This is a genomic window from Alkalibacterium subtropicum (genome assembly GCF_900112455.1).
GTDB lineage: Bacteria > Bacillota > Bacilli > Lactobacillales > Carnobacteriaceae_A > Alkalibacterium > Alkalibacterium subtropicum.
The window spans coordinates 1-18,730 of record NZ_FOLT01000017.1; the positions used below are offsets into that span (position 1 = coordinate 1).

At 41.5% G+C, this 18,730-nt stretch carries 21 protein-coding genes; 17 read left to right on the top strand and 4 right to left on the bottom strand.

Annotated elements, in window-relative coordinates; translation table 11 throughout:
• A partial coding sequence (locus tag BM049_RS11970) for a hypothetical protein (protein WP_218147261.1) occupies positions 1 to 241 on the top strand: 241 nt, incomplete at its 5' end.
• Positions 242 to 364: 123 nt separating this feature from the next.
• On the opposite strand, the gene ndk is transcribed toward BM049_RS11970, so the two are convergent.
• The gene (ndk, locus tag BM049_RS10510) at positions 365 to 781 is read right to left on the bottom strand and encodes a nucleoside-diphosphate kinase (protein ID WP_091531447.1); all 417 of its coding nucleotides are present in this window, start codon (positions 779 to 781) and stop codon (positions 365 to 367) included.
• 221 nt (positions 782 to 1,002) lie between these two features.
• Between ndk and BM049_RS10515 the strand changes: the two genes are divergently transcribed.
• From BM049_RS10515 to BM049_RS10535, 5 genes are all read left to right on the top strand, one after another.
• Positions 1,003 to 1,497: a PH domain-containing protein gene (locus BM049_RS10515; RefSeq protein ID WP_091531449.1), complete on the top strand. Its 495-nt coding sequence runs from the start codon at positions 1,003 to 1,005 to the stop codon at positions 1,495 to 1,497.
• Complete coding sequence (locus BM049_RS10520; RefSeq protein WP_091531451.1) at positions 1,487 to 2,914, top strand: PH domain-containing protein; 1,428 nt, start codon at positions 1,487 to 1,489, stop codon at positions 2,912 to 2,914. The genes BM049_RS10515 and BM049_RS10520 overlap by 11 nt, the downstream gene beginning before the upstream one ends.
• Positions 2,915 to 3,001: 87 nt before the next feature.
• Positions 3,002 to 3,268: a hypothetical protein gene (locus tag BM049_RS10525; RefSeq protein WP_091531453.1), complete on the top strand. Its 267-nt coding sequence runs from the start codon at positions 3,002 to 3,004 to the stop codon at positions 3,266 to 3,268.
• Between the two features lie 283 nt (positions 3,269 to 3,551).
• On the top strand, positions 3,552 to 4,520 hold the full coding sequence (locus BM049_RS10530) for a linear amide C-N hydrolase (RefSeq protein WP_091531454.1): 969 nt from the start codon (positions 3,552 to 3,554) through the stop codon (positions 4,518 to 4,520).
• Positions 4,521 to 4,650: 130 nt separating this feature from the next.
• Positions 4,651 to 5,625, top strand: coding sequence for an SWIM zinc finger family protein (locus BM049_RS10535; protein ID WP_091531456.1), 975 nt, complete (start codon positions 4,651 to 4,653; stop codon positions 5,623 to 5,625).
• A gap of 262 nt (positions 5,626 to 5,887) precedes the next feature.
• On the opposite strand, the gene BM049_RS10540 is transcribed toward BM049_RS10535, so the two are convergent.
• On the bottom strand, positions 5,888 to 6,451 hold the full coding sequence (locus BM049_RS10540; protein WP_091531457.1) for a hypothetical protein: 564 nt from the start codon (positions 6,449 to 6,451) through the stop codon (positions 5,888 to 5,890).
• 515 nt (positions 6,452 to 6,966) lie between these two features.
• Between BM049_RS10540 and BM049_RS10545 the strand changes: the two genes are divergently transcribed.
• Complete coding sequence (locus BM049_RS10545) at positions 6,967 to 7,155, top strand: hypothetical protein (protein ID WP_091531460.1); 189 nt, start codon at positions 6,967 to 6,969, stop codon at positions 7,153 to 7,155.
• Between the two features lie 719 nt (positions 7,156 to 7,874).
• Positions 7,875 to 8,222: a hypothetical protein gene (locus BM049_RS10555; RefSeq protein ID WP_091531464.1), complete on the top strand. Its 348-nt coding sequence runs from the start codon at positions 7,875 to 7,877 to the stop codon at positions 8,220 to 8,222.
• A gap of 277 nt (positions 8,223 to 8,499) precedes the next feature.
• On the opposite strand, the gene BM049_RS10560 is transcribed toward BM049_RS10555, so the two are convergent.
• Both BM049_RS10560 and BM049_RS10565 read right to left on the bottom strand, forming a co-directional pair.
• Positions 8,500 to 9,411, bottom strand: coding sequence for a UbiA family prenyltransferase (locus BM049_RS10560; protein WP_091531466.1), 912 nt, complete (start codon positions 9,409 to 9,411; stop codon positions 8,500 to 8,502).
• 14 nt (positions 9,412 to 9,425) lie between these two features.
• Positions 9,426 to 10,415, bottom strand: a complete 990-nt coding sequence (locus BM049_RS10565) for a polyprenyl synthetase family protein (protein WP_091531468.1) — start codon at positions 10,413 to 10,415, stop codon at positions 9,426 to 9,428.
• 284 nt (positions 10,416 to 10,699) lie between these two features.
• On the opposite strand from BM049_RS10565, the gene BM049_RS10570 reads away from it, so the two are divergent.
• From BM049_RS10570 to BM049_RS10605, 9 genes are all read left to right on the top strand, one after another.
• Positions 10,700 to 11,338, top strand: coding sequence for a fasciclin domain-containing protein (locus tag BM049_RS10570; protein ID WP_091531470.1), 639 nt, complete (start codon positions 10,700 to 10,702; stop codon positions 11,336 to 11,338).
• Positions 11,339 to 11,669: 331 nt separating this feature from the next.
• Positions 11,670 to 11,912 carry an SDR family NAD(P)-dependent oxidoreductase gene (locus BM049_RS12140; protein WP_281242242.1) on the top strand — a complete coding sequence of 81 codons (243 nt, stop codon included), beginning with the start codon at positions 11,670 to 11,672 and terminating at the stop codon, positions 11,910 to 11,912.
• Positions 11,913 to 11,944: 32 nt separating this feature from the next.
• Positions 11,945 to 12,391 carry an SDR family oxidoreductase gene (locus BM049_RS10575; RefSeq protein WP_281242243.1) on the top strand — a complete coding sequence of 149 codons (447 nt, stop codon included), beginning with the start codon at positions 11,945 to 11,947 and terminating at the stop codon, positions 12,389 to 12,391.
• A 624-nt stretch (positions 12,392 to 13,015) separates the two neighbouring features.
• Positions 13,016 to 13,546: a hypothetical protein gene (locus BM049_RS10580; protein WP_091531473.1), complete on the top strand. Its 531-nt coding sequence runs from the start codon at positions 13,016 to 13,018 to the stop codon at positions 13,544 to 13,546.
• 453 nt (positions 13,547 to 13,999) lie between these two features.
• Entirely contained in the window at positions 14,000 to 14,737 is a 738-nt protein-coding gene (locus BM049_RS10585) for an SDR family NAD(P)-dependent oxidoreductase (protein WP_091531475.1), read from the top strand.
• Between the two features lie 168 nt (positions 14,738 to 14,905).
• Positions 14,906 to 15,904: a PD-(D/E)XK nuclease family protein gene (locus BM049_RS10590; RefSeq protein WP_091531477.1), complete on the top strand. Its 999-nt coding sequence runs from the start codon at positions 14,906 to 14,908 to the stop codon at positions 15,902 to 15,904.
• A gap of 230 nt (positions 15,905 to 16,134) precedes the next feature.
• Positions 16,135 to 17,931, top strand: coding sequence for a GmrSD restriction endonuclease domain-containing protein (locus BM049_RS10595; protein ID WP_091531480.1), 1,797 nt, complete (start codon positions 16,135 to 16,137; stop codon positions 17,929 to 17,931).
• A 222-nt stretch (positions 17,932 to 18,153) separates the two neighbouring features.
• Complete coding sequence (relB, locus tag BM049_RS10600; RefSeq protein WP_091531482.1) at positions 18,154 to 18,375, top strand: type II toxin-antitoxin system RelB family antitoxin; 222 nt, start codon at positions 18,154 to 18,156, stop codon at positions 18,373 to 18,375.
• Positions 18,376 to 18,645 carry a type II toxin-antitoxin system RelE family toxin gene (locus BM049_RS10605; RefSeq protein WP_091531484.1) on the top strand — a complete coding sequence of 90 codons (270 nt, stop codon included), beginning with the start codon at positions 18,376 to 18,378 and terminating at the stop codon, positions 18,643 to 18,645. It begins immediately after the preceding gene.
• Positions 18,646 to 18,730 lie beyond the last annotated feature (85 nt).

Sequence of the window (18,730 nt, forward strand, 5' to 3'; positions counted from 1 at the left end):
CCCGGGAAACAAATATTTAAAGACCACACTTGTTTCCAGTGGCGGCATCGCCGGTCGATCGAAAGATTTTGCTTTTCGATCAGTGTACTACCGTATCTCTAGTAGAGGATCTAAAATGAAGGCTGTGATGGCCTGTGGTCACAAGTTACTTCGAATCATTTATAAAATCTTAACCGATAAAGTTCCGTATAACGAAAAAAGAGCACTAGGTCTGCGGCAACAGCATCTAGCACTCAATTAAAAAAATAAATTTTATCTGTATTTATTATAACATGGAGCGTGTTTTTTTGCGCTTTTTTGCACTATTATTTTCAAATAAAAAAGAGCTGGAAGCTTCCAGCTCGACCTTTCTCATTCAGCTTAATTATTTATCGTACAGTTCACCGAACCACAGCAGCATTTCCCGCTCGGCACTTTCGACTGAATCCGACGCATGGACGGTATTCTCCGTCTTGTCTTTTCCATAAAGGGTACGGATGGTATTGGGACGGGCGATTTTCGGATCGGTGTCCCCGACCAGTTCCCGGACCCGATTGACCGCATCCTCACCGTCGATCACACAGACGACCAGGGGACCACGGGTGATGTAATCCAGCAGTTTATTGAAAAATGGCTTGTCAGCCAGTTCAGCGTAGTGCTTCCGTGCCAGCTCCATATCAGCCTGCATCATTTTCAAGCGGCTGATGCGCAAATTATTGCGTTCGAATTCTTTCAACAGATGGCCCGTCAGATTACGTTCGACCCCATCCGGTTTGATGATGACCAGTGTGCGTTCTTCCATTGAATAGCCTCCTCTAAATCTTTTCTGATTTCAGCTTATCACACTTATGTGTTTTTATATAATATCAGTCATCGTGTCACTATACTGAAGTACCAAAGAGGGGCATCACTAAATTTTCATCCGAATATAGAACTATCTCGCGTGAAACTTTGAGAAGTCTTTAACAAAACTTCAGTACTATGGTAAACTAAAAATAAATATATATGAAAGGGGCACCCTTCATGAACTATCCTTTATTGGAAAACAAACTGCCGGAATCGGTAAAAAAGGTCTGGAAAAAATCGAGCCTGCTCACATTTCTACTTTTCGTTCTTTCCGGCGCAATTGCTTACGGCATCTTTACATATTTCAGCATGATGAACAGCAGCCTGCAGTTTGCGGCGACCCTCTATTTTTCCATTACACTCATTCTTTTCGCACTGAACTTCTTCCTGATCAGCTACCGCTACAACTATTTCCGCTATGAAATCAGCACGAAAGAAATCATCTTTCAAAAAGGCTTCATCTTCCGGTCGATCACGTACGTCCCGTTTTCACGGATCCAGCATATCGAGACAGAACAGGGGCCGTTTTTAAGACAGGAAGGCCTGATGGAGCTGATCATACATACCGCCGCAACAAATCACCACATTGCCGGCTTATCTATCGAAGAAGCCCAGATGATCCGTCAAAAATTAGTGGTCAAAGTAGAGGAGAGCATGGAAGATGGCGAATGAACGGAAACAGTTTCATCCCTCAGTGATGCTTGTTTATTTTATCCGCGACCTCAGAAACTGGATTTTTTTGTTTATCCTGCTGCTCGTGGATCTGGACAGCGATAATCTCTACTCGTATTTAGGTTTGACCGCTCTGGTGACCGCTCTGATAATCAAAAGCATCATCAAATACCGCACGCATACCTATAGACTCTCACCGGAGAATATCATTATCTATAAGGGTATCATCAACAAAAAAGAAACGGAAATTGCCTATGACCGTATTCAGACCGTTAAACAGCGTCAATGGTTTTTCTTCAAACCGTTTAACGTCATTGAAATTCTGATCGAGACTGCCGGTGGGTCAGCCGGAGAAGCAGAAGCTTCCCTGGCTGCCGTCGACTCTTCTCTCTTAGACAAGATCGAAAGCTACAGAAATAAAACGGGAACCGGTGTCAGCCAGGATACGCTTTTACAAGCACCACCAGCAAGTCATTTCACTTTAAGCAATCAGGATATCCTACTTTATGCCCTCACTGATCTCACCGCCATCCTGATCGTGGGGACGCTTGCCGCCTTTGTCTTTGAATGGCTGCCGGAACGATTCTTTTTTGAACTCACATCGCTGATTGATTATTTTGAAGGCCTGCTGCTTATCCTGCTGCTATTTATCGGTATCGGGCTCGTCGTCACTTTGTCGCTCCTGAAAAACTTCATCCTGTTCTACAACTTTGAAGCCTACAGGGAAGAAGAGACGCTGACCATCGCATACGGTTTGTTTGAGAGGAAAACACAAAAAATACCCCTGGGCAAAATTCAAGGCATAAGGCTGCACAAGCAGATCATCCGGAGACGTTTCCATCGGTCGACAGTCGAACTGGTGATCATGGGTGGCCAGGAAAAGGAAGGGGAAGGGTTCAACACGAAAAAAGTGTATCTGTTCCCGCTCATTGATGACGCAAAGGTATACGGACAGTTGAATCAGTTCCTGCCTGATTTTGCCGTACAGGAACCGGATATAGAAAACGTGTCCACGGACAGGCTGTGGTATTTCTGGCGCTGGCTGCTGCTCATCGGCGTGCCTTTGGTCATTTCGGCGTTCTTCATCAATCGCTTGATCGGGGCCGCTTCCTTATTGATCCTGGTCATCGCCTTAGGTATCGAATGGAAGAAGAGTCGTGTGCAAGGATACAGCATTCTGGACAACGCCATTCTCTGCCTCCAGCAGTTTCAATGGTTGTCGACAGTCCAGCTCTTTATTGCTCAGAAAAACGTCCAGGCTTTTACGCATTCCACAACGGTATGGCTGGCAAGAAAAAATCTCGGTCACTTAACCATTGCCTATAAAGAAGGGGAACTGGCTTTGGCCGTCAAGCTTCGGTACATTGCCCAGTCTGATTCCAAACAAATTCATGCCCGCTTCTGGAACAGTATGTAAACCCAGTTTGCTAAAAGGACTACTAAACAAGAAACGTTGAAAGCTAGCCAGAAAATAAAACAGCAACCCGAAAAGGAGGGCACGAACGTGTCGGATTTAGTCGAATTACTTTTGGATTTTGTTTTGGATGGCCTCATCGAAGTCATTCATATAAAGAGAAAAGCGACAGCCGTCAGGATCATCCTGTCCTTGGCACTTTTCAGTCTTGTTACCGGCTTGCTGGTCCTGTCCTATGTGAACAGAGAACAGGAATCCCTGTTTTATACCTTGTCGCTCACCGGGTCCTTCCTGGGGCTTTTGCTCTTGTTTATTTTAAGACAATTTGCGGCAGAGTACAGGAAAAAGAAAAGCTGACCGGCATTATTGATGATAGGATCAAATCGGAACAGACTTGCAGATGGAACCGAAATATTATCTACTTAAAGAAAACGTTGAAATAGAGACTGAAGCACCACGAAGGATGTGATCGTTAAGGAAGCATACCGCGTGAGTCTCCTGAGCGGTTGTGACGGAGCGGACGAACAGTAGCACGACATAGGTTGGAGACAGCTTCTGCGTTCAGGGACAAAGTCTGACATGAAGAAACAGCTGCAGTCAGCTGATCATAAATCATATACACAGAAAGAGGGATGCAATCATGTGCACCACGATCGGTTTTTCTTATAAAGAAGGCTGTGTTTTCGGCCGCACACTTGAAGTGGGTGTCCGTTTAAATAACAGAATAGGGTATGTGCCTCCAAATACTGCAGGATTCATCCCCACATTGAACGGGGCCTTCCCATCAACCTATGCGACGCTGGGGACGGTGTTTTATGACATCGCTTCTTTCGGTGACGGTATAAATGAAAAAGGATTGATGGGCTCGAACAACCTATTCCCCAAGATGGCCACCTTTTCAAAACAAGAAGCTCCTAACAAACTCAACTTGACCATCGCCCGTGCTTTTGATTACCTGCTTACACGATGTGCCACGGTCAACGAGGTGAAACAAACAGCCGAAACCCTGAACATTATGGCGAAAGGGATAGACGACAGTGACCTATCGAATGAGATGCATTTCTTTTTCATGGATGAAACCGGAGATAAAGTGGTCCTTGAACCAGAAAACGGCCGCTTGAGGGTTTACGATAATCCGTTCGGCGTTTTGACCAATGCGCCAGAGTTTTCCTGGCACACGACGAATCTGAAAAACCATCTGCACTTACAGCCGGAAAATATCGAGAAACGAACGTTCAACACACATACAGTCTCAAAACTTGGGGAAGGGACCGGTTCGGTCGGTCTGCCTGGCGACTTCACACCACCGTCCCGGTTCGTCCGCAGTGCCTACTATGTCGCCAACACCCCGGTGGACTTGACCCACGAAGACGCTGTGTTGCAGGCCTTCCGTATTTTGTCGCACGCTGATATCCCTACCGGTGCCGTCGTAGACAGCCTGACCGGTCATAAAGATGAAACCCTGTACACGGGCATCATGGATACTTGGAAAAAAGCTTATTACATTAAACAGCGGTCGAATATTGATCTGCAGGCCTTTTATCTTGATGACTTTAATGAGGCCAGAGACATCGTTTTTGTAGACCTGAAAAAAGACATGGTCTTGTGAAAGGCAGCTAGGGTGTTCGTCAGAAAAGATATCAGCCTTGTTAGTAGCATTACACACTTATAAAGCAGGACAAACATTTGACACAGAAGCGTCATGACGCATTAGACTAACTGGGAAAGAGGTGAGGGAGATGAAACTGACTGCCTTTGAAACCGAGATCGACCCCGTGATCCTCGAACGCGGGCTGGATTACTTCAAGCGGGACAAGATCATCGATGTACAAAAAGAAGACGACCGGCATTATACCTTTACCGTCGAAGGCACAAAACCGTATACCGTTACCGTGACCTTTGCCGAGGACCGGAACACCATCACGCACACACATTGTGACTGTCCTTATGACAAGGGACCTTTCTGCAAACATCAGGCGGCAACCTTTTACCATTTGTCTGTGAGCCTGGGCCTGAAAGGGGTGGGGGTCAACGACACGAACCTGCGCCTCAGTCTCTCACGGCTCTATAAAAACGAATTGATCGAGCTGCTCGTTGAGATGGCTGTGAAATACCCGTCTGAGCAGGAATATCTCCTGATGAAGCATGCCAAGTACCGGCTTTACCCGGATCTGCGCTACTTGAAAATGACCTTTGTCGAAAAGATCGAGTTTTACTTGAACGGCAGAGAGGATCTGAATTCCTACACCCTGATGGACGTCACCGATGATCTGGCCCAAGTGGTCGATATCGCCAGAGAGATCGATGAACTCGTCCTCTTCTTTAACACGCAGCTGTTCTTCTACACCGAAGTCCTGATGATCAAAGAATACACCCAGGACCAGTTCGGCAGCATCGACGCGTTACTTACATACATCCTGTTAGAGATGCAGCAGCGCCTGGATCAGAATCCATTCATCTCACCGGTGAAGAAAGCCAACATCATCATCACACTGGAGCTGACTCTGGACCACAAACTCTACGACAAGTACATCCAAAAATCCGTCCAGCTTATCGCTGCTTTCAAAGATTATCTGGAAGAAGAACTCCCCAGAAGAAAATACATTGCGCTCATTAAAAAGAAAATGGACATCTGTAAACAGAGGGGGGACCACGTAAACTTCAACGAATTCGAGCAGTTGAAGCAGTATGTCGAGCGGTGGTATGAGGGCTAAAAGGAGACGGTCGCCAATCGGACGATTTGACAGGTGGATACAGTCCATACCGATGATCGAGTCAGACCGCATCGGTGGAAGGGGCACTGATAATGGGAACTCAACTAAACTTTCTTATTTCAGCTCCGGTTATCACCAAAGAATGCTTCTGGTTATGAAAAAAGCACCGGCTTCTCTGTCAGGGTCGACTTTCAGAGATTCCTGTGCTCTTTAATATACTGAATTTTTTATTCCACTGAAGTTACCGGAAGATAGGATAACTCTAATGGTATCTGAATTCGATCGGTGCAGTGACGATCCGTTTGTAATGCTTCCGTCTTTGTGTCAGATCACTGCTTTGCATGAAGAGGATAGAGAAAGCTTCCCACAAAAACACCCAGCTGCCGACCGTTAAATTCAGCAGAAGCAGTTCTTGGATAAGTCTGCCTTCTTCGCTGATCTGCAAATAGGTCGTCAGGATCGTGAACAGAACGGAGACCACGATATAGACGAAGGATTTATTTCGCTTTCGGTTCGTGTGCTTCGTCGTCAAAAAATAGCGATAGTTGAAATGGTTGCGGACGCCATTTTTGATGGTCTTTTCCATTTCAGTGTTTTTCTTTTCATTCTGCATATTAAATATGAGCTTTATTTTATTTTTTGAGTCGATCTCATAAGAAAATTCATCTAAAAAAGACTTCAGGCTGGAATCCAGATCCCTGATATTGTAGACAGATGAATCCCACGTATTGAATACTTCGTCATAATCCTTTAAAGCAATATCAATAATATAATAACCTGTATCTGGATCGATGGTATAAAATTGATCTAAAAAATTGGTCTTCATTTCATTTCCCTTTCGTCACACTTAAATCAAATAGTCGTCTTTCAGTTTTTAAATACAGTGGCACAGTTGAACGAAGTGCCTAAGGCTTGATTCGCGTTATTACATCTTAACAAAAACATGACGGTGATTTCAAAACGAAAAGCATGGTTGAAGCTGTTTAAGTAAAGTATTCATATGTGAAGAACGGAAAACACCTTAAGTTACCAAGAACACCTACAGCTCCAGAACACCCAGCTTTGCCTCTATCGGGAACTGGATAGCTTAATAACATCCACTGTGCAGAATCATGATCAATTATATATACTAACATATTACAATCATATTCTTTCCTTTCTACAGTTATTATGATAAGTTTAACTAGGAGACCACATCATATACAACATCAAGGAGAGGCGTTTTTAAAAGAGCCATCTGACTTTTACTAAAAAAAGTAACGTGAAAAAGCTGGACACCATTAAAAAACCAGTAATACATGTTATTAGCCGTAAATATATCATATTAACAGGAGGAGTATTATGAGCACAAGAATAATGGGAACACTCTTTTACTTGATATCTGCAATTCTTTATCATGCAAAAATTTTATCTGCAGCAATGGTATCAGGTACTCCCGATTTACTAAATGTTTTAATATATTTATCTTTCGGAATCGGCACAGGACTCTTAGTATTGCCTTATTTTTCTGAAGAAGCAGATGAAGAATAGGATGGAAATGGAAGTCGTTTGTGAATTTAATTATGAAGATATGACAATAGTTATGAGGTACATATGAATGGCAGTAGTCTTTTTGAGCTAATGATTTAAACTATATCTCAATATGACGAGATGGATAGTAGGCATAGCTCCCTAACTTTTTCATAACAAATTAACCTAGATATAGAAGAGGTTAAGGACCTCTTAAATGTAACTAGTGTTCTCATCAACCTTAAAACGCATTATTTGAACAGGTGAAAGAAGAGCATCAGTCAAACAGTGGAACCATGGCTGCTATAGCGGTTGGGTGGGCAGACAAACAGATCGATTTTGTCTTACCTGTCATCCAGAAAGACCAGAAAGAAATAATCTAGTGAAGTTAGACTATTCTAATAAGGATGTGTCAAAATTGCTAAAAGCACTACAAAAAATAGCATTGGTTATAAGTATAATCATTGCAGTGTATGGTTTGATCTCTAGAAATTATTCATTATTTCCACTCATTATTGTCTTTCAATTAGTATCACTTTTTGTAATGGCCTTACATGATCTCAAAGAAGGGCGAAAAACAAAAGGCGTTTTAAGCTTTATCCTGGTTATAACATTATCTATAATATTTATTTATACTTTAATGAATTACGGGACGATATAATTTCATTTCGGTTTGAAGTACCATGACCTTAATATCGAAACAATAGTTGGCCTTTTATTTTTAATATTGAGGTGAGGATATGCGCACAATCAAACAAATTTTATTATCCACGCCAATGATACTAGTCATGTTAACTGTTGGTTATAGTAGTAATAATGATAGTGTAGAGGCAGCATATAAACAATTATCGTCAAGTGAAAAAGCTGAAGTGGTAGATCCAGAAAAAGCGACTATTAAAAAGGTTAAACCGAGTGCGTTGAATAAAGATGGCGTAATGGAGTATTACTTATCTGACATGGTGCTGGAATCTGAAGAAGAACTATATTTAGTAATATTTGAGTCTGAAAATAAAGATATAGTTGGAAACGTTGAGAAGTTAGTGAATGCAGATGATTATAATATTGTTGGGTTTAATTTAAGAGATTGACCACACGAAATCAATTGGGTGGTTTGTCTTAATATTAAGTAGGATAAACGGACAGAATGTAAGCAATTCCTGTTTCAGTAACGCAAAAACTACGATTACTAAGCGAGTTTGTGGGGAACCTTTGTAAATCAAGGGTACTTGGTATCGGGTATAAAATAAAAGCACAGATGCTCTGTTGGACTAGCAAACAGGACGTCTGTGCTTTATTCACGTTCAGTACATCACTGACTGTTTTTGCTGTCATAGTGATATTCCAAGAAATCTTGTCAAAGGACTACTAGACATTCAGCCACGCGCCGAGGAATAAGGTGATAATGATCGGGACCGGGATCACGGCGGAGTTGATGATCGTTGTCATGAAGGTCGTCTGTTTGTCCTGATGATTCGTGAAGATGCGGATATTTTTCAAGACGTACGGGAAAGTCAGCAAGGACAAGTTTACTAGTCTTGGGAAGGTCCCGAAAACGACGGACAGGATGACCGCAGTGTAAGCAGCGTAATAAAACCATTTGAAGACAACGAGCGCTTTATCCACGCCGATATGATACGGCAGCGTAAACCGGTTGTCTTCGATATCTTCTTCCAAATCACAAATGTTATTGGCGAGCAAGATGGCCATGACCGTGATCGATGTCGGGATGGATGCAACGATGAGTTGACCGGTGGTGACGAGATCAAACGTCATCACATCAAAGGCGTTCACATAAACCATCGAGGCGAAGATACCAAAGCCCATCGACACGCCAATGAAGAATTCACCGGTCGGCGTGCTTGAGATCGGCCGTGGACCCGCGGTATACAGTACGCCGATCAGCATGCCTCCGATAAAGCCGATGACTAACAGGATGATGGACGTCTGAAACACTAAGTACAAACCGATGACCAGAGCGACGGCACCGGAGATATAATAAGCTATCCGCACATTTTTAAGCGGGATGTTTTCCTTGCCGACGGTCATATCCTGAGCGTGGTCCGCATTCTTGTTATCCGCGATGTAATAATCCAAATAGTTGTCTCTTATATTGACAGCCAGGTGAAAGATAACGACGGTGAGTAAGCCTAAAATCGAAAAACCTAAGCGGAAGATGTCATAATTGTACCAGGCGTAAAGGATGCCGATCAGAGCCGGAAAAATACTGGTCGTGGTGGTTTCAACTTGAGCGAGCAGGATATATTGTTTGAGTGTCATAAGAATCTCCTTTTTTAATAGTCTCGTGTGAGTAGTGTTTGCGTCAAAGTATACAGAACGTCTTTTTCAGGCTGACTCGGCAGGGAATCGATCAAAGCTAAAGCTTTATCGATATATTCTTTGGCAATAGCATGTGAACGTTCGAGGCAGTCATGGTCATGCAGCAAAGCCACTAAAGCGTCCAGGTCACTGTCCGATAAGTCTTCACCCTTATGCAACAAAGGAAGAAAAGCTTCTTTATTCCTCTCCATGCCTAAAATGAGCGGAAGGGTATAGATCCCTTGTTGGACATCGTTCAGTACGGGCTTTTTAAGGCTGTCAGCTGTCTGCGTGTAATCACTGATATCATCCAGCATCTGAAAAGCGATCCCGATGTTCTGACCGATCGCGCCGCTTTGTTCAATGATCTCAGGTTCACACTGGCCAAAGTAGGCGCCTTCGTAACAGCTGAGTTCAAACAGCTGAGCAGTCTTGCCTTTGATGCTTTGCAGGTATTTCTCAAAGGTGATATCCGTATCATAGACATTCGTCATCTGATTGATCTCGCCCAGCAGCACGCGCTTCATCGACTGTGTATTCAACTGGATGATGTCGACCGAATCCGTCGCTTCCGCCAGCAGTTCAAAATACACCGAAATCATGAGATCCCCCGTATATACCGCCACATCCTGACCGTGTTTGGAGTGGACCGTTTCACTCCCGCGCCGTAATGCCGCCTCATCGATGATGTCGTCATGAATGAGCGTGGCCAAATGCAAGACCTCCGTCGACGCAGCCGCAGCAATGATGTTGTCATAGGCGTCTTGTGGGGCCGTGCCTAATTGTGAAAAAAGCAGGAAGTAGGCGGGTCTGAGACTTTTTCCCTGACTCTCTATCAAATCAGTCACTGTTTTTTCTATGTCTTTATTTTCAATCGTCGTTATTTCTATGATCAGTTCAAGGCATGCCTGTAAAGGGACCTGAACAGTGGGGTAGTCGTCCCACATGGGATGTGTGTTAACCATACCATTCTCCTTTAGTAACCGCCGATAAGCAGGTCATTTATAGTGTAAAACCTTACTTTCACTCTCTATCTCATAAGTATACAGGAAAAACCGGAAAAACGTGCATAAAAACATCCGGCTAAAAAGTCTATTCCTCCATGATGAGCGGAATGAAAGGGAATCCCAGCCATTCTATTCATTGACTTCTATGAAATCGTTTGCTACTCTTTGGGTGTATAGAAGATAATCGTATCTTTTATCTGTTTGAGTGTTCTTTTTGTAGCATTAGAGAGGAAGAATAGATCATGACAAAAGAAAGAGCGAAACTGTTACACGCAGGCGTCCTGTCTGTTGCAGCTGTCGGTCTTATAGCTGGCTGTGCAACCGATGATGAGACAGATACAGAGTTAGACCCTGAAACTGCTGAAGAGGAAATAGAAGAGGTTGAGGAAGATGTAGAAGAAGAACTGGATTTAGACGAAGATACTGAAGAAACAGAAGACAATATTGAAGAAACCGAAGAAGATATTGTGGCCATTGCACAAGGGGACCCTGAGTTCAGTATCCTAGTCTCTGCCCTGCAGGAAGCAGAGCTTGTTGAGACCCTTCAGGGAGAAGGACCATTCACCGTCTTTGCTCCAACTGACGAGGCCTTCGAAGCATTGCTGAGCGAATTGGATATTACAGCAGAAGAACTCCTTGGCCAGCCTGACCTGGGATCGATTTTGACCTACCATGTCATCCCATCTGAAGTCATGGCAGGCGATCTGGAAGACGGTCAGACAGCAGAAACCGTTCACGGCGAAGAATTGACCTTTGACTTGTCCGGAGATCCGATGGTAAACGATGCAGCCATAACCACGACGGATATCGAAGCAAGCAATGGTGTGATCCATGCCATTGACACCGTACTGATACCATCTGATTTTGAGCTGCAAGAATAAATAATAATTGACCGATGTGAATATCTATGGATTCTACCATGCTGCAAATAAGATGGTTTCACTCAAACACAGTAGACGCATCTGAGAAAATACCGATACTGACCCTTGGCCGATTTGAGCTTAGGCACTTTTTAATAGAAGTGTCGAGCCTTCGACTAAGGGTTTTTTTGACTATAAAAAGGACAAGTCAACGAACCGGAGTAGGCATTCCTTGCATGACCCTTTTATGAAAGCGTATACTGTTATTATGGTGTTATGTCTTATGTCACGTTTTATAGTGGCAGAGAATCACTATGTTTAAATAAAGAATGATCAAATCAGGAGGAATAATATGTTAGAGCTCAAAGATAAATGGGTACTTGTTACAGGAGCCAGTCGTGGGATCGGACGGGAGATCGCACTCGCCATGGCCAAATATGGGGCGAATGTTATCGTCCACAGCCGAAAGCGCGAGCATACAGAAGATTTAGTTGAAGAAATCAAAGGACACGGTGTAAAAGCTTTTTCTGTAGCCGCAGAACTGTCGGAGGAAGAAGAGGTCAGGAAAATGGCCGATGCCGTTTTAAAAAAGTAAACGTCGATATCCTGTTCAATAACGCAGGCGTGATGCCAGATAGTCAGGACCCTTACTGGCAAGTGGACGTAAATGAGTATATCTGGACGTATCAGGTCAACGTGATCGCGCCCATGATCCTGATCGAGAAATTCCTGCCGGCCATGCTGGACCAGAAATTCGGCCGCATCATCAACACCACGAGCGGCATCAAAAACAGCCCAGGAAAAGGCGCCTATGCGGCATCAAAAGGAGCGCTCGATAAACTATCCAAGGACTATGCCAAGAAACTGAAAGCCAAAAACGTCACCATCAATGCCATCGACCCCGGTTCGATCAAAACAGACTTGGGTGGAGAAAACGCCTCTCATGATGTGGCAACCGTCATCCCAGGCATGATCCTGGGGGCCTTCGTCTCCAAAAACGTCACTGGCCAGTGGCTGGCCGCACAGGATTATAGAGGAAAGAGTCTGGAAGAGGCATTGGAAATGGTCGAGTAATTGAAGTGAACTGACTAAGGCGTATGAACCCCCCCATAAAGAGACACTTTATAAGGGCTTTTCATAATACGTACCCAGTCCCGAACAAAAATCTTGACGGCTAAATACCTTACGACTCTACTATTGGCGTTCTTCTATTATGGACTGTTGTATTTATCGATGACGATCTTCGCGTTATTAACCACAGATATGAATCCCACATCGGAGTATGTCTTCATGACGATGAACGGCAGCTATGAATATGTGCAATTTATAAGCTATCTTGCCGGCTTAGTGGCCAGTAATCTGGTTTATTAAGTCATTATTGGGTCTCTGGCGTTTACGCTGTCACCCCTTACGCGAAACACCTCATTATCCCTAGGTGCGACACTAGGTGTCATATTCTTAGGTACCGGGTTGACTCAATACTTAGCCTCACAAACGGATCTGGCAAAGTATTTATTAACGGCTAACTGGAATTTAGAAAATTATTTACCAGGACGGATGACCTACATTGAGGGCTTAAGTTTTTCGTTTTCTGCGATCGTTAATGTAGTGTATGTGGGAGTGTTTATAGGACTGTCCTACTATGCCTTCAACAAGCAGGATGTTTTATGATAACGTTAAAAATTGGAGGAAACACAGATGAATGAGAACGTAAGGAACACTAAAAAACGCTTCCCGTGGTTAGCACTCGCTGTTTTTAGTATTGTTTTGATCGCGTCTATCCTGATCAATTTCAGTACATTAGATATTTCAGCTGAACCGGAAGTGGCTGAGCTATTTGAAATGAATCCAGGCGTGCGGTCCTTCGGGCTCATTTTCGGAGCCGTCATTGGTTTGATAGGTGGGTTACTTGGCGTGGGTTTTCAGTATCTCGTGACAAAATTCCCAACGCAGTGGATCGCCAAAGATACGCATGTCTATAAAAATGAAATTTGGTCTGCCTTGTTTTACTCATCAGCCATCGGCATCATCCTTGAATTACTCGCTACATTATTAGACTTTCAAGGCAATATTTTGTTTTCGATAGTCGTAAGCATCTTTACGACGGCACTGTTCCTTCTCTTTTATATTTCTGGAGAAAACAAACCACAGTATATCAAAAAAGCCATTATTATTGTGAGTGTCGTTATAACAAGCTTCGATATTATCTTAATTACTGGTGCACTGTAACGAGCTAGTATATATTGCTGCCTGTTTAACTGATGGATGCTTGGCTGCATATACGGCAGTTAAGCAAGGGGAAATGGGTTACACGAAACAGCTATCTTTGGACTAGGAGCCAAAAAAAATCAAGACCAGCAAGGCAGGGAATCAGGTGGATCATTCTGATTTCCTGCCCTTTTTCGCTACACGACTTAAACTGTTCACTCTTATCAAGAGTAGGAAGGGCAACTAACTCACTCTTCGTTCACCCCAATGCCACATAAAAGTCGATCACGACTGAATTTTCTTATAAAAAAATACGTACCCGTAAGTGCTACTCGAACGACAGATTTCTTGCGTAAGCGGTTCCGATAAGAGTATACTTATTCTAAGCGGACGAATACAATGGATCGGCCAAATGAGTAACCCTAGAAAAGGGATTGAGTAAAACTTTATTACCTAAACAAGGAGGAAACAACGATGCTAGATGTCAAAAACAAATGGGTCCTGGTCACCGGGGCCAGCAGAGGGATCGGCCGGGAGATTGCTTTAGCAATGGCGAAACAGGGTGCGAACGTTATCGTACACAGCCGAAAACTGGAACACACAGAATCGCTAGTCGAAGAAATCAAAGAACTGGGTGTCGAGGTCTTTCCGGTCGCTGCGGAACTGTCGAAGGAAGAAGACGTCAGAGAAATGGCCGAGTCAGTTTTAGAGAAAACAACGGTCGATATCCTGTTCAATAATGCAGGCGTCATGTCAACGAGTCAAAACCCACAGTGGCATGTCGATGCCGAAGATTACATCAAGACGTATCAGGTCAACGTCATCGCACCCATGATCCTGATAGAGAAGTTCGTGCCAGCCATGCTGGAACAAAAATTTGGACGCATCATCAACACCACGAGCGGCGTCAGGAATCAGCCGGCGATAGGCGCCTACGCTGCATCAAAAGCCGCGCTGGACAAGCTTACGAAGGACTACGCAAGCAGACTGAAAGCTAAAAACGTCACCATCAACGCCGTCGACCCTGGCTGGATCAAAACAGACATGGGCGGAGAAAAAGCCTCGAATGAGGTCGAAACTGTCATCCCTGGAATGATCCTAGGGGCCTTTGTTCCAAAAACGGTCACTGGACAGTGGCTAGCCGCACAGGATTATAAAGGGAAGAGTTTGGAAGAGGCATTGGAGATATTAAACAATGATAATAATAATTAATCAGATCAAGCCTCTATTTCATGAATTGTGAAGTAGGGGTTTATATCTTAAAAATAGTTACAGTTGACAAAAGAGCTAAGAATAAAAGAGGTGGTATATGGAATAATTTATATTTTTACAAAAAATTATAACGTATACAACATTTTAATTTCTTAAGGAGGAACTCATTTGAATAATATTTTTGATTATGCAACAAGTGAATTATCACAAGATGCTTTTCTTTGTTATTTGTTTAATTTCGCTAGTAATGAATATGAAGAAGACGATCAGTATCTGAATAAATGTGCTGTTGAAATGCTCAGAAAAATCATCTCTTCAAAATATTCCAAAGAAAAAAAAGATGAAAAGATTACAGTCACCCAATTAAAGAAGCAATATAAAAATATTGATGTTTACATTCAGATTAATGATAAGTACCACATCATTCTTGAAGATAAAACTTACACTTCTCAGCATAGTAATCAAATAGAACGTTATAAAGATTTGATAGAAAACGAAGGTAAGGCAAATATCATCACTGTTTACTACAAAATCATTGGTCAAGCTCATCCAGAAGATGTAAACATCCATATCACTCGTAAAGATATGCTAGATATTATGGCACCTTACATCGATAAAACGGATAATACAATTTTTTCCAATTATTATTATTTCTTAAATGAACTTGAAGAAAGAGTTCAGAAGTTTGAAACACTACCGATTGATAAGTGGTCTGGTGACCAATACCGTGGATTCTTTGACTATCTAACAGATGATGAGAACAATGCGGATGGTCTTAGACTTGATAGAGGGTATGGATGGGGATACGTACCTAATCCCAGAGGTGGATTTCATGGGTTATGGTGGTATTTTTCTACTCCTGAAGAACTCGAAAAAACAGGGTTAGAAAATTATAATGTAAATGATCTTTATCTGCAAATAGAAGACAATACTATTGTAATTAAGATTGTCAGTGGAGATAAAATCAATGACTTGAAATGGAATATTTACAACTATTTAACTGAGTCAAATTTGGTGCCTGGACTTGAGAAGAAACGGTTTCATAATGGAAAGGTCATGTCAATTGGGTATATTGAGTATGATGAAAATGACTACCAAGATAAGATAAAGCTTATGGAAAATGCATTAGACGAAATAAGAAATGGAAGTTACACAGTGAAGGTATAGAAGTATAACTACTAAACAAAAATTAAGTATCTTATTTCAGAACAAATAAGAAGCATAGGTTTCTGTCATTCTAAATGGACAGAGACCTATGCTTTTTTCATTAAAGTATTAAAAGTATGGATTCTATGATTATAGATTTAAAAATTATTAGAATATATTTTAAACTCTTGATAGGTTGGTAACGCTTTATGAATGTGTTAGAATAAGTAAAAACTATTAGGTGTGAAACTATGGCAAATTATAATGTAAATAATACAACGGTCAATTCACTATTATCTCTAATCGACGAAAAGAAAATTGCAATACCAGAAATTCAGCGCCCTTTCGTTTGGAAAAGTGCCAAAGTGCGCGACTTACTAGACTCACTTTTCAATGATTATCCTGTTGGTTATATCATTACATGGCGTAATCCAGATGCGCGCTTAAAAAATGGTCATCTTTCAGAAGGTAAAACCATCCTGATTGATGGACAACAACGTGTGACTGCTTTAATGGCTGCAATTTCTGGCCACCAGATAGTAGATAAAAAGTATAATAAGAAACCGATCCGTATTGCTTTCGATCCTATAAACAAAAACTTTGAAGTATCGAACCCGGCCATTAGGAAAGATAAGCGCTGGATTCCAGACATTTCACACATTTTCAGTGAACATTTTTATTTATTCGAATTTGTAGAAGACTATTGTGAAAAAAATCCAGAAATTGATAGAAATAAATTGAGTAGAATTCTGCATAAACTCGAAAGCATTAAGCACAGTTCGATTGGTGTCATTGAACTTTCACATGCACTCGATATAGAAGAAGTTACTGAAATTTTCATACGTATCAACTCAGCAGGAGTAGCACTAAGTCAGGCTGATTTTGCTATGTCTAAAATTTCAGTGAATGATGAGTTCAATGGACCGACCATTAGAAAAACGGTCGACTACTTTGCGAATATTATTTCTCAACCAGCCAGCTACGATCATATTCAGAATAATGACAAGGAATTTACGAACACTGACAACTTTCGCTACATCAGCTGGGTGAAAAGCTATAATTCAGGAATATATGAACCAAGTTATACTGATGTTTTAAGAGTCGCTTTTACTTTTAAATTTTTAAGAGGACGTTTGTCAGATCTCGTTAGCCTCTTATCCGGAAGAGATTTTGAAACGAGAGATTACAAAAAGGAAATCGAAGAAGAATCATTTGAGCAACTACATGAAGCTGTATTACAGTTTGTAAACCAAACGAATTTTAAGCAGTTTGTTACAATTATAAAATCATCAGGGGTTGTACACAAAAAATTAGTAAGATCGCAAAATACATTGAATTTTGCTTATGCACTATTTTTACTTCTTAAAGATAAAGGTGTACATACACCAGTCATTAACAAGATTGTACGAAAGTGGTTTGTCATCTCAATTTTAACTGAGCGTTATTCATCTTCAGCCGAATCTCAATTTGACTATGATATCAAACGTTTTGCAGATGCTGAAAATCCGGAAGACTACGTTAAACGGATCGAGCAAGGAGAACTGTCTAGCGCATACTGGGATACTATATTGCCCGATAACTTCGAAACGTCAGTCAGAAGCAGTCCTTACTTCAATTTATTTGTAATGGCTCAAGTCTATTTGAAAGACTATGCGTTCCTTTCAAATAGTGTGACCGTACAGCATTTGATAGAAGAAAGAGGAGATATTCACCATATTTTCCCTAAACGCTATCTCCAGAAAAATGGTTACAACCGACGTGGAGTCTATAATCAGATTGCCAATTATGCTTATACTGAACAGCCAGTGAATCTTAAAATAAAAGCACAGCCACCTAAAGAATACATGGGGTGGATCATTGATCAGTTAGATAAAGAGTCATTTACTCTAGGAGAAATCAATGACAGTGAGAAACTAAAAGAAAACATGAGAATGAATGCTATTCCGACTTCGTTATCTTCAATGGACGTAGACGATTATGAAGATTTTCTTGTCGAGAGAAGAAAGTTGATGGCAGATAAAATAAAAGAATACTACGATAAATTATGACTTAGTAAGACTACACAGTAATCAATCTCAATTCTGAAAATGTTGCAAAGGCAAGTAAAAAAATGCTGCGATAAGTGCTGCTAGTTACAAGTTTAGATGGAAGAAGGTATCTATTAAATTTATGGATTATAGATTCTGATGAGTCAATTTTCCTCAAAGAAATAAATTGAATTCGTTGCCTTTTTGTATTACAATGTATGTACAAAAGAAAGGGTGATTTCGATGGCTGCTATTTCATTAAGAATCGATCCTGAGGAAGAAAAAGTCATAAAAGAATACGCAAAATCAAAAAATATTTCTGTATCTGCTTTATTTAGAAATTCTGTTTTAGAAAAGATAGAAGATGACATTGACTTGAACTTATACAAACAAGCAATGCAAGAATATGAAGAAAACCCTGAAAGCCTCTCTTTTGATGAGATGCTAGAGGAGTTATCCGATTAAATGGCAAAAAACTATCAGGTTCGTTTTGCAAAAAAAGCTCAAAAGAAATTAAAAAAAATGGACAAGCATCAGTCACTTTTGATTATGAGTTGGATCAAGAAAAATTTAGTCAATACAACCAAACCAAGACAGTTTGGTAAAGGATTGGTCGGGAATCATTCCGGAGAATGGCGTTATCGTATTGGCGATTATCGATTAATTGCCGATATCAATGACGAAACCATTACCATTCTCATTTTAGAAGTAGGGCATAGAAGAGATATTTACTGAAATGTCCTATATGCATCTAGCAGCATTATATTGAAAAGTAAATCTGCATAGATACTGGTCTCAGGATTGCAGGTGTCCACATAAA

Excerpts from the sequence above, each read along its gene's own strand:
- ndk (WP_091531447.1), bottom strand. The coding sequence starts at position 781 with ATGGAAGAACGCACACTGGTCATCATCAAACCGGATGGGGTCGAACGT.
- BM049_RS10515 (WP_091531449.1), top strand. The coding sequence starts at position 1,003 with ATGAACTATCCTTTATTGGAAAACAAACTGCCGGAATCGGTAAAAAAG.
- BM049_RS10520 (WP_091531451.1), top strand. The coding sequence starts at position 1,487 with ATGGCGAATGAACGGAAACAGTTTCATCCCTCAGTGATGCTTGTTTAT.
- BM049_RS10530 (WP_091531454.1), top strand. The coding sequence starts at position 3,552 with ATGTGCACCACGATCGGTTTTTCTTATAAAGAAGGCTGTGTTTTCGGC.
- BM049_RS10535 (WP_091531456.1), top strand. The coding sequence starts at position 4,651 with ATGAAACTGACTGCCTTTGAAACCGAGATCGACCCCGTGATCCTCGAA.
- BM049_RS10540 (WP_091531457.1), bottom strand. The coding sequence starts at position 6,451 with ATGAAGACCAATTTTTTAGATCAATTTTATACCATCGATCCAGATACA.
- BM049_RS10545 (WP_091531460.1), top strand. The coding sequence starts at position 6,967 with ATGAGCACAAGAATAATGGGAACACTCTTTTACTTGATATCTGCAATT.
- BM049_RS10555 (WP_091531464.1), top strand. The coding sequence starts at position 7,875 with ATGCGCACAATCAAACAAATTTTATTATCCACGCCAATGATACTAGTC.
- BM049_RS10560 (WP_091531466.1), bottom strand. The coding sequence starts at position 9,411 with ATGACACTCAAACAATATATCCTGCTCGCTCAAGTTGAAACCACCACG.
- BM049_RS10565 (WP_091531468.1), bottom strand. The coding sequence starts at position 10,415 with ATGGTTAACACACATCCCATGTGGGACGACTACCCCACTGTTCAGGTC.
- BM049_RS10570 (WP_091531470.1), top strand. The coding sequence starts at position 10,700 with ATGACAAAAGAAAGAGCGAAACTGTTACACGCAGGCGTCCTGTCTGTT.
- BM049_RS12140 (WP_281242242.1), top strand. The coding sequence starts at position 11,670 with ATGTTAGAGCTCAAAGATAAATGGGTACTTGTTACAGGAGCCAGTCGT.
- BM049_RS10575 (WP_281242243.1), top strand. The coding sequence starts at position 11,945 with ATGCCAGATAGTCAGGACCCTTACTGGCAAGTGGACGTAAATGAGTAT.
- BM049_RS10580 (WP_091531473.1), top strand. The coding sequence starts at position 13,016 with ATGAATGAGAACGTAAGGAACACTAAAAAACGCTTCCCGTGGTTAGCA.
- BM049_RS10585 (WP_091531475.1), top strand. The coding sequence starts at position 14,000 with ATGCTAGATGTCAAAAACAAATGGGTCCTGGTCACCGGGGCCAGCAGA.
- BM049_RS10595 (WP_091531480.1), top strand. The coding sequence starts at position 16,135 with ATGGCAAATTATAATGTAAATAATACAACGGTCAATTCACTATTATCT.
- relB (WP_091531482.1), top strand. The coding sequence starts at position 18,154 with ATGGCTGCTATTTCATTAAGAATCGATCCTGAGGAAGAAAAAGTCATA.
- BM049_RS10605 (WP_091531484.1), top strand. The coding sequence starts at position 18,376 with ATGGCAAAAAACTATCAGGTTCGTTTTGCAAAAAAAGCTCAAAAGAAA.